Source organism: Nocardia sp. NPDC004604 (assembly GCF_040609795.1).
In the GTDB taxonomy this organism is placed as follows: Bacteria; Actinomycetota; Actinomycetes; order Mycobacteriales; family Mycobacteriaceae; genus Nocardia.
Genome location: NZ_JBEXLC010000209.1, coordinates 1 through 12,016, shown reverse-complemented (window position 1 = coordinate 12,016; position 12,016 = coordinate 1). Strand labels below are relative to the sequence as shown.

At 67.0% G+C, this 12,016-nt stretch carries 2 protein-coding genes and 1 pseudogene; all 3 read right to left on the bottom strand.

Going from position 1 to position 12,016, the window contains the following annotated elements; all coding sequences use genetic code 11:
* The coding region (locus ABZW16_RS40415; protein WP_354961441.1) for a hypothetical protein at positions 1-103 on the bottom strand (103 nt) is incomplete at its 3' end.
* Between the two features lie 616 nt (positions 104-719).
* A pseudogene (locus ABZW16_RS40410) lies at positions 720-9,140 on the bottom strand (amino acid adenylation domain-containing protein); the annotation flags it as partial.
* 254 nt (positions 9,141-9,394) lie between these two features.
* A partial coding sequence (locus ABZW16_RS40405; RefSeq protein ID WP_354961440.1) for an amino acid adenylation domain-containing protein occupies positions 9,395-12,016 on the bottom strand: 2,622 nt, incomplete at its 5' end.

Here is a 12,016-nt window from a genome sequence, read left to right as displayed (position 1 = left end):
TGATCACACCGCCGATGCCGGCTGCGGCGGAGGTGTGTCCGATATTCGACTTGAGCGAACCGATACGCAGCGGATCTCCGCTGCGATTGCAACCCGGCCGCATGCTCGTGTTCGACTGAACCCGCGTTCTCTGGTTCGACCGGCGCGGGCGTATCGGTGAAGGCGTCGGATTCGATTGATGCCGTGGAGCTTTCGTCGACCGGCACCGCTGTGTGCTCGATGTCGTCCGCGACCGGAAGCTGGGGCTTTTCCGCGAGCAAGGCGGCGATGACCGGGCCGACCTCGGCGAACGCCGCGGGGGTTGTCATCAGCTCGTGGGTCGCGGCGATCTGATGTTCGGTGATCGTGCCGTCGACATAGGGGCGCCAGGCCCGGGATTCGGCGGTGTGGCCGGTGGCGCTGAAGAAGTCGAGCGTGCCGTGGAAGACCTTGTGCTGATGGTTGATGCCGAGTTCCACCGAGCGCACCGCGCCGCGGTAGCACTGGCGCAGACGTTCCGGGGTCAGCAGGGCCAGTTCCGGCGGGATGCTGGCATACAGGACCGCGAGGGTCTCTTCGGTGAGGTTGCGGATATTGCTGTCGCCCAACTGCTCCGGGCCGATGCCGAGCTCGGCGAAGGCCGAGCGCAGCTCCGCCCAGAAGTCGGCGATACTGCCGCCGGTGCGGCTGTCCAGCATGGCCAGCAATGCGACTTCGGCACCGGCGGACTGCAATTCGACCGCGACCGCGTGCGCCAGCGAACCGCCCAGCGACCACCCCAGCAGCCGGTAGGGACCATCCGGCTGCACCGCACGGATCTCCTCGACATAGCGGCGCGCGATCGCGTCCACCGAAACCGGCAGGAAATCCGGTTCGGAGAGTGCGGGTGACTGCACACCGAAGATCGGGGTGTCCGCGGGCAGATGCTGCGCGAGACCGGTATAACACCAGGACAATCCGGCCATCGGATGGATGCAGAACAGCGGTGCCGCGGTGCCGTGCCGGATCGGCAGCAGCACGTCCAGGGCGGCTTCGGCGTTCAATCCGTAGTCGTGGTCCCCGGATTCATCGGCCGCCATGAGGCGCTGGGTGAGGGCGGCGACGGTGGGATCGGTGAAGAACCACTGCACCTGGACCGCGATGCCGGTCAGCTCGCGCAGTTTGCCCACCGCGCGCATCGCGAGCAGCGAACTGCCGCCGAGCGCGAAGAAGTCGTCGTCGGCGCCGACCTGGTCGATGCCCAGCACCTCGGCGTATACCCCGGCGACGGCCTGTTCCTGCGGTGTCGACGGTGCGAGGTAGGGGCGTTGGGCCAGTTCGGGTTCGGGCAGGGCCGCGCGATCGATCTTGCCGACGGGGGTCACCGGCACTGCGTCGAGGACCACGATGGCCGCGGGGACCATATGCCGCGGCAGGCTGCGCGCCGCGTATTCGGTGAGTTCGGCGGTATCGATGGTTCGGCCGAGTGTCGCGAGCACATAGGCGACGAGGATCTTTTCACCCGTCGCGGTTTCCCGGCCGATGGTGACGGCGAATTCGACGTCGTCGTGGCCGGTGAGCACCGCATCGATCTCACCCAGTTCGATGCGGAAGCCGCGGATCTTCAGCTGGAAGTCCGCGCGCCCGACGTATTCGAGCTCCCACTGCTCGGATTCGCCGACCCAGCGCACCAGATCGCCGGTGCGGTACATCCGCACACCGGGCGGACCCCACGGGTCGGCGACGAAGCGCTCCGCGGTCAGCGTCGGACGGTCGTGGTAGCCGCGTGCCAGTGCGGTGCCCGCGAGATACAGTTCGCCGACCGCGCCGGGCGGCACCGGGCGCATCCGCGAATCCAGTACCAGCATGGGCGTTCCCGGCACCGGCGCGCCGATGGTGATGCGCTGCCCGGCGACCATCTCGCTCCACGACGCGGCGACGGTCGCCTCGGTCGGACCGTAGCCGTTGCAGAAGTGCCGCCCCGGCTGCCATTTGGCGACCAGCTCCGGCGAGGTGATATCGCCGCCGCAGGACAGGTATCGCAATTCGTCCAGCCCGGCCGGATCGACGGTGCCGAGCACGGCCGGGGTGAAGATCGCGTGGGTGACCCGCTCGGTGCGCAGCAGGGCGGCCAGCTCCGGGCCGCCCAGAATCGTGGACGGCACGATCACCAGCGTCGCCCCGTTGCGGAAGGCACACAGCCACTCCAGGACCGACGGATCGAAGCTCGGCGAGCACAGATGCAGGAAGCGGTGGTTCGCGGTGACCTGGAACAGGGCACTCGCGTATTCGACCGCGCCGCCGACGCCGACGTGGGTGACGGTGACGCCCTTGGGGACACCCGTCGAGCCCGAGGTGTAGATCACGTAGGCCGGATGCTGCGGCAGCAGCGTCGTCAGCCGTTCGGCATCGGCGACCGGTGCTGGTGACTTACCGGCCACCGCGGTGTGGATCGCGGGATCGTCGAGCTCGAGCCAGGCGGTTCCACTCGAACCGTTGGGCAGCTGCTCCGCATAGGTCGAGGTGGTGATGCCGAGCACGACGCCGGAGTCGGTCACCATATGCCGGATCCGCTCCGCCGGATAGGTCGGGTCGATGGGCACATGCGCGCCACCGGCCTTGGCGACCGCCCAGAAGGCCGCAACCATCTCCAGGGAGCGCGGGAAGGCGAGTGCGACAAGACTTTCCGGGCCGACACCGCGATCGATGAGCACCCGCGCCAGCCGCGAGGAATATTCGTCGAGTTCGCGGTAGGTGATCGAGCGACCGGCGGAGCGCACCGCGACATGCTCGGGATCGTCGCCGACGGCACTGGTCAGCAGGTCCGGCAGCAGGCGGACGGCGGGCGTCGCACCGCGCCGCACCGGCGTCAGCGCACGCTCCTCGGCCGCGTCGAGCAGCGGCAGGTCACCCACCGGGGTATCGGGGCGCGCGACGATTTCGGTGAGCAGTCGGCTGAACCGTGCGGCGAATCGCTCGATCGTCGGGTCGTCGAATAGATCCCGCGCGAAGTTGAATTCACCGCGCAGGCCGTCCTCGGCGGTACCCGGTGCCCACATGGTCAGCGACAGATCGAATTTCGCGGTATCGACCGCGAAATCGACGGTGTCCGCCCGCAATCCGGGCAGTTCGAAGGTGCTGGTCGGCAGGTTCAGATACGACATCGACACCTGGAACAGCGGATGCCGTGCGGTTGAGCGCGGCGGATTCAGCAGCTCGACCAACCGCTCGAAGGGCAGGTCGGCATGGGTGAAGGCGTGTAGGTCGGTGTCTTTGGCGCGGGCGAGCAGATCGCCGAAGGTGCTCTCGCCGGGCACTTCCAGCCGCAGCACCAGCGTATTGACGAACATGCCGATCATGTCGTCGAGTTCGGCGGCGCCGCGACCGGCCACCGGTGTCCCGATGACGATATCGCCGGTGCCGGACATGCGCGCCAGGAATACCGACAGCGCGGCGTGCACCACCATGAACATGGTGGCGTTGTGTTCGCGCGCCAGCCGCGCCAGACCGGCATGCACCTGCGGGTCGATCGCGAATTCGGTGCGCCCGCCCGCAAAGGTTCGCATTGCCGGGCGTGGGCGATCCGTTGGCAGGTTGAGTTCATCGGGCAGATCGGCCAGCGCGGTGCGCCAGTAGTCGGCCTGCGCCGAGATCAGGCTGTCCGGATCGTCCTCGGAGCCGAGCACATTGCGTTGCCAGACGCTGAAATCCGCGTACTGCACCGGCAGCGGCGCCCACGCGGGCGGCTCACCGGCACTGCGCGCGGAGTAGGCGAGCATGACATCGCGGACCAGGGGCGCCATCGACCAGCCGTCCGCGCCGATGTGATGGGCCACGAAGACCAGGATGTGATCACCGGTATCGAGCCGGAACAGGCTGGCGCGGAACGGCACCTCGACGGTGACATCGAAGCCTGCCGCGACGATCTGCCGAACCTCCTGTGCCGCGACCGCTTCCGCGATCGGAATCGGGACCAGATCGATCGGCACCTCGCTCGGGGCGAGCACCTCCTGCACCGGGCCGTCGGGGGTCTGCGGGTAGACGGTGCGCAGCACCTCGTGCCGGGTCACCATATCCTCGACGGCCAGGCCGAGCGCGGTCACATCCAGCTCGCCGGAGAGCCGGATGGCCACCGGGATGTGGTAGGCCGCCGAACTGGGATCGAACTGGTTGATGAACCACATCCGCAGCTGCGCAAGCGATAGCGGCACCTGCTCCGGCCGCAATCCGGCCAGCAGCGGTCGCCGCCGACCCGAACCGACATGGGTCTCGACCTTGGCGGCCAGTCCGGCCACGGTGGGCGTTTCGAAGACCGACCGCACCAAAACCTTGGTGTCGAGTGCGTCGCCGATCCGCGCCGCCACCTGCGTCGCGAGCAGCGAATTACCGCCCATGGCGAAGAAGTCGTCATCGCGCCCGATGCGCTGCACGCCGAGCACGTCGCCGTAGACGCCAGCCACGATCTCCTCGATCGGAGTCGATGGCACACGGAAGACCTGGCTCTCGAACTCGGGTCCGGGTAGCGCGGCGCGATCCAGCTTTCCATTCGCATTGCGGGGCAACGCTTCCAGCATCACGAAGGCATTGGGGACCATGTACGACGGCAGCACCGCACTCAGTGCCGCCTTGATCTCGGAGATCTCCACCGGGGTCGCGGTTACCAGGTAGGCCACCAGCCGGTCGCCGATCCGCGAATCGGATTTGACGAGCACCGCGGCCTGCGCGATCTCGGGCCGGGCGAGCAAGGCGGTCTCGATCTCGCCGAGTTCGATGCGGAAACCGCGGATCTTCACCTGGAAATCGGTGCGGCCGTGGTACTCCAGCTCACCCTGTTCGTTCCAGGCCACCAGATCGCCGGTTCGGTACATGCGCGCGCCGTATTCGAACGGATTGGCCACGAACCGTTCCGCGGTCAGATCCGCACGTCCGAAGTATCCGCGCGCCAATTGCGCACCGGCCAGGTACAACTCTCCGGAGACGCCAACCGGCACCGGACGCAGACGCGAATCCAGCACGTAGACACGGCTGTTCCACTCCGGGGCACCGATCGGCACCGATACCGTGTCCGCTTCGGTCACCCGGTGGCTGGTGATGGATACCGCGGCCTCGGTCGGGCCGTACAGATTGAACAGGTCGGCGGCGTTGTCCCGACGGAACCGCTGTGCAGTCGAAACGGGCAGCGTCTCGCCGATCGCCAGCACCCGGCGCAGCGATCGGGACAGCTGTCCGGTCGACATCGCATCCAGCATCGACGGCACAATATGCAAGGTCGTCACCGACTCGCGTGCCGTCAGCTCGGTCAGATAGGCCGGATCCCGATGACCATCGGGTGCGGCGATGACCAAGGTGCCACCGCAGACCGCCGCCGTCCAGAATTCCCAGACCGATAGATCGAAGGTGGCGACCGTCTTCAGCAACACCACATCATCGACGCCGAGGCCGAACTCGGCCGTCTCCCACAGCAACTGGTTGGCGATCGCGGCGTGCGAGACCGCGACACCCTTCGGCTGTCCGGTCGAACCCGATGTGAAGATCACGTACGCGGTATTCGCCGGTAGTAGTGGCCAACGGCGTTCGCGCGGCGTGACCGGCGTGTCCGGGTATCGGGACAGGTCGAGATCGTCGATCGTCACCGAATCGACCACATTGGTGCGGAATCCGTCGTGGGCGGTGTTCAACAGGCAGACCGGTCGCGCGGTCCGCAGGATGTATTCGACGCGCTCAGCCGGTTGATCCGGATCGATGGGCACATAGGCGGCACCCGATTTTGCCACCGCGTACATGGCGACGACCAGATCGATCGACCGGCGAATACCCAGCGCAATCCGGTCCTCGGGCCGCACACCGCGCTGGATCAGATACCGCGCCAGGCGATTCGCCCGGGCGTCGAGTTCGGCGTAGGTGAGTTTGCGGCCCGGCTGATCCGATACCAGTGCAATCGCATCCGGTGCCGCCGCCACCGTCGCATCCAATAGCGATACCAAGGTCGCCGTCGTATCGATGGTGTGTGCGGTGTCGTTCCACTCCGCCAGAATCCGCGAACTCTCGTCGACGGCCAGCAGTTCGATCTCACCGACGCGCACCGAGACATCGGTGATGACGGCATCGAGCACCCGCAGGAACCGATCCGCGAACCCCTGCACCGTGGTCTCGTCGAACAGGTCGGTGGCATAACCGAAGTCGGTCAGGATCCCGGCGGGCGCACCGTCCGGGCCGTAGCGATCGGCCAGCGAGATATGCAGGTCCGTCTTGGCCAACTGCAGATCGAAATCGACCGCGCCGACCGAAAGTCCGGGCAGTTGGAAGCCGGCGTCGGCCAGATTCTGGAACGAAAGGCCGACCTGGAACAGCGGATTGCGGGCGATCGAGCGCACCGGGTTCAGCGCCTCGACAATGCGCTCGAACGGCACATCGGCATGCGCGAAGGCCTCGAGATCCCGCTCCCGGACCTCGGCGAGCAGTTCGGCGAAGGTATCGCCGGGCCGCACCTGCGTCCGGAATACCAAGGTATTGACGAACATGCCGATCAGATCGTCGAGTTCGCGTTCACCGCGACCCGCGATCGGCGTGCCGACGGCGATATCGTCGGTGCCCGACAAACGAGACAATAGGACAGCCAGCGCCGCGTGCACGACCATGAACAGCGAGGCGTGGTTGGCCCGTGCCAGCGCGTGCAGCCGTGCATGCCGATCCGCGGAGATCTCGAATCGGACCGATCTGCCCTGGAAGGACTGTGCGGGCGGGCGCGGGCGATCCGCTGGCAGCTCCAATTGGTCCGGCAGCTGCGCCAGCCTGGCCTGCCAGTACGCGATCTGCTGTGCGGCAAGCGATTGCGGATCGTCCTCGGAACCGAGTACCTCGCGCTCCCACAGCGCGTAGTCGGCGTACTGCACCGGCAGCGCGGGCCACTGCGGTGGCTGCCCCTGCACCCGTGCGGCATAGGCGACCATCAGATCGCGGGCCAGCGGCCCCATCGAGGCACCGTCGGCCGCGACGTGGTGCACCGTCAGTGCGACAACGTGCTCGCGCGGTGCGATCTGGAACAGTCCGATCGCGACCGGCACCTCGATGGTGACATCGAAGGTCATGGCGGCGAATTCGACTATCCGCGGGACCAATTCGTCCTCGGTGACCTCGGTCGGCACCAGCGCGAAGGAATTCTCCGGCACCGGATGCACGACCTGATGCGGCCGCCCGCCCTCACTCGGATAGGTGGTCCGCAGCACCTCGTGGCGGGTCAGCACATCCCCGATCGCCAGACCGAGCGCGCGGATATCCAGCGCACCCGAGAGGCGTACGGCGACCGGAATGTTGTCCACCGCGGAACTCTCGGTGTCGAACTGGTTGAGGAACCAATACCGCTGCTGGGCCAGCGACAACGGGATCAGCTCCGGCCGCTCCCCCGCGATCAGGCGCGGTCGACCCCGGCCGGATCCGGCGGTGCGTTCGACCACCGCGGCGAAGGCGGCCACCGTCGCGGCGTGGAATAGATCGCGGACCGCCAATTCGGTATCCAGCGCCGCATCCAGCCGCGCGGTCACCTGGGTCGCGAGCAGCGAATTGCCGCCCAGCTCGAAGAAGTCGTCGTCCAGACCCACGCGCGCGACACCGAGCACATCGCCGAAGGTGCCCGCGACGATCTCCTCGACCGGTGTCGAGGGGGCGCGGAATACCTTGGCCTCGAAGACCGGTGCCGGCAATGCGCTGCGGTCCAGTTTGCCCATGGGTGACAGCGGCACCCGGTCGAGCACGGTGATGCAGGCGGGCACCATATGCGTGGGCAATTTCCGCTCGACCAGCGCCTTCAACTCCACTGGATCGAGGGTGTACCCCTGCGCCGCGTGCACGTAGGACACCAGAACGGTGGTTCCGCTGTCGCGCTCGTGCCCGACGGTCACGGCGAAGTCCACGCTCGGCGACGAGCCGAGCACCGCGTCGATTTCGGCGAGTTCGATGCGGAACCCGCGAATCTTCACCTGGGAGTCATTGCGGCCCAGGTATTCCAGTTCACCGGTCGCGCTCCAGCGCACCAGATCACCGGTGCGGTAGAGCCGGGTGCCGGGTTCGAACGGATTGGCCACGAAGCGCGCCGCGGTGAGTGCCCGCTGGCCGAGGTATCCGCGGGCCAGCTGCGCCCCGGCGACATATAGCTCGCCGACCACCCGATTCGGCACCGGCACCAGCCGATCGTTGAGCACGTAGGCGGTGATGCCGTGAATCGGCGGGCCGAGGGTCACCGGCTCCCAGGGCACCATCGGCGCGGTGACATTGGTGGCGATAGTGGCCTCGGTCGGACCGTAGGCGTCGAAGAACTCGCGCAGCAAACCGCCCGCGATCGGTAATACCCAGCGCCGCACCAACTGCGGCGGACACGCCTCACCGCCGGTCACCACGACCCGCAGATCGTCCAGTCCCTCGGGCTCCACCGAGGCCAGTGCCGCGGGTGTCACGAACGCGTGCGTCACCCGCTCGCGCCGCAATACCGCGGCGAGTTCGGCACCGCCGTAGACGGTCGGCGACACCACCACCATGGTGGCCGCACCCCCCAGTGCCAGCAGCAATTCCAGCACCGACGCATCGAAAGACGGCGAAGCGAAATGCAGTGTCCGCGCGGCACTGGTCACCCGATACCGGGTGCGCTGCTCATCGCAGAAACCGGATAGCCCCTGGTGGGTGATGACCACGCCCTTCGGGACACCGGTCGATCCCGAGGTGTAGATGACATAGGCCGGATGCGCGCCGTGCAGCGGCCGCACCCGATCCTGATTGGTCACCCGATCCACCGGATACCGCTGCAGCCCTTGCGCGGTGACGGCATCGTCGAGCAATAGCCATTCGGCATAGTCGGGTAGGCCGCGGCGGACCGCATTGACCGTCAGCCCGAAACTCACTCCGGAGTCGGTCAGCATATGCGCCACCCGCTCCGGCGGATAGTTCGGATCCACCGGAACGAATCCGGCGCCGGTCTTGGCGACCGCCCACACCGCGAGCACCGAATCCACCGACCTCGGGATGGCAATGGCGACCAGATCCTCCGGGCCGACACCACGATCGATGAGCAGCCGGGCCAACCTGGTCGAACGCTCATCCAACTCGGCGTAACTCAGCCCCGCGGAACTGCGGTTCGCATCGGCGAATACGACGGCCGGGCCGCCGGGGTCGGCCTCCACGGCGGCCGCCATCAACTGCGGCAGGGTAATAACTCGCGTCCGCTGTGCCCGTGCCGGTCGCACGCGTGCCTGGCGCGTCACGCGCTCACCGCTTCCTCATGCCGACGTTGTCCAACCATCCGAAACATGAAGGAGCTCACCTACCCTGTAATCCCTAAAGTGCTCCCCACCCAGCGCTTACTCAGAAGCATCGCATGGTCAGACGCCGATCGTTACCGCATTGGCCGCTTGTTCACGCTGACGATCCAACCGCGTTTCCCGGCTTATCACCTGCGCTCAGGGGTTTCGAGCAGCTCAGCGAGCCTGGGACCGATCTCGTCCAACGCTTCGGCCGAGGTCATCAGCTCGTGCGTCACCCCGATCGGGCGATCGATGATCTCACCGGAAACGAAAGGCTGCCAGTCGGCGGGGGTGCGCCCGGCGCGTGCCTCGGCATCACCGGTGGCGATGAAGAACTCGAGCCGCCCTTCGAACACCTGTGGCCGGTACTGCGATTCCAGCTCGACCGTGCGCATCGCCGTGCGATAGATCAGGCGTAACCGATCCGGTGTCAGCATGTCCAGGCCCCCACCGATGACCATCGCGTGTAGTGCGGCCAGCGCCTCGTCGCCGATTTCCTGCAGGTTCTCCGCCTCGGGCAGTGCCGCCGGGTCCAACCCCAATTCGGTGAAGGCCTGGCGGATCTGGGTCCGGAAATCGGTGAAGTCGCCGCCGGGGTAGGCATCGAGGATCGCCAAGAGCTCGACCTGCGCGCCATCGGCCTGCAGCTGAGTCGCCACCGCGTGCGCCAGCTTGCCGCCGAGCGACCAGCCGAGCACCCGGTATGGACCCTGCGGTTGCACCGCTCGGATCTCGGCGACATAGCGGCGCACGATCTCATCGATCGAACCCGGCTGGTAGTCGTCCTCGGAGAGCGCGGGCGACTGGATGCCGAGGATCGGCTGATCGGCCGGGAGCACCCTGGCCAATCCTGCGTAGGACCACGACAGTCCGGCCAGCGGGTGCATACAGAACAGTGGCGCTCTCGTACCCGTGGCGCGGATGGGGAGTATCACGCCGAGTGCGGCCGCGGAGCTGGATTCGAAATCATGTTCGTCTTCGAGTACCGCGATGATCTGCTCGGCGATGCCGAGAACCGTTGGCTCGGTGAAGAACCAGGCGACCTTGATCTGCGCGCCCGTCAGTTTGCGCAGTCGGCTGACGACCTGGACGGCCAGCAGCGAGTTACCGCCGAGGCTGAAGAAGTCGTCGTCGATGCCGACTCGCTCGACGCCGATGACCTCGGCGAAGACATCGGCGACGGTGGCCTCGAGCGGGTTCGAGGGCGCGCGGAATTCCCGTACCGCGAAGACGGGTTCGGGCAGTGCGCGGCGATCGAGCTTGCCATTGGGGTTCAGCGGCATGACCGCGAGCACCACAATCGCGGCGGGGATCATATAGGACGGCAAATGCTCAGCCAGCTGGCTCCGCAGCTCCCCGGCATCGACCGTGACACCGTTGGCGGGCACCACGTAGGCGACCAGCTGATCGCCGGTCCTGGCATCCGAGCGCACCAGCGCGACCGCCTGGGCGACCGAATCGTGTGCGGTGAGGGCGGTTTCGATCTCACCGAGCTCGATGCGCAGACCACGCAGCTTGACCTGGAAGTCGGTGCGACCGAGGTAGCCGATCGAGCCGTCGGCATTGCGCGTGACCAGGTCGCCGGTGCGGTACATGCGAGCACCCGGCGCGCCGAACGGGTTGGCCACGAAGCGATCCGACGTCAGATCGGCGCGACCGGCGTAGCCGCGCGCCAATTGCGCACCGGCCAAGTACAACTCACCCGCGACACCCGATGGCACCGGGTGCAGCCGCGAATCCAGTACATACGCCTGGGCATTCCATACCGGCAGGCCGATGGGCACCGCGCCCTGGATCTCCGCGGCCACCCGACTGTGGGTCGCGTCTACGGCGAATTCGGTTGGGCCGTACAGGTTGATCAGCTCGGCCGAGCTGACCTTGCGAATTGCCTGCACCGCGTCGGCGGTAAAGGCCTCACCGCCGACGAGCAGAGCGCGCAGCGAGGTCAGTGCGGAGCCGTCGACGGCTCCCGCGAAGACGGTGAGCATCGAGGGCACGAATGAGGTCATGGTGACCCGTTCGGCCGCAATGACTTCCGCCAGGTACTGCGGGTCACGGTGGCCATCCGGGCTCGCGACGACGATCCGGCCACCGGTGGACAGGGGACCGAACAACTCCCACACCGACGCGTCGAATGTCGCCGGGGCCTTGAACAGCACGATGTCATCGGTACCGAAGTTGTATTCGGCAGTGATCCAACGGATCTGGTTCACCACCGCCGAATGCGGCACGGTCACACCCTTCGGGCGACCGGTCGAGCCGGAGGTGAAGATCACGTACGCCGGGTTGCTCGGCCGCAAGGGCGCGATCCGCTCGGTATCGGTGATCGGCTCGTCGGAGTATCCGGACAGGTCGAGCTCATCGAGCGTCAGTATGGGCAGACCGGTGCCGTCGAAGTTGTCGCGGGTGGTTGTCAGTACCCATACCGGCGCGGCCGAATCGAGCACATAGCCGATCCGTTCCGCGGGCTGATCGAGGTCGAGCGGCACATACCCGCCACCGGCCGCCTGCACCGCGTACGCCGCGACCACAAGGTCGACCGAACGCCGCAGACCCAGGGCGACCAGTTTTTCCGGCCCGACACCGGCTTCGATAAGTCGACGCGCCAGCCGGTGCACGCGCGCACCGAATTCGGCATATGTGAGCGTCGCGGAGCGACTCGATGAGGGGTGGTGGTCGGGCGACGGGTGGGCCAGCGAAGTATCCGTTGCCGGGTCCACGATCGCGACCGCATCCGGCGTGGCCGCCGCCTGTCTGACGAACTCGTC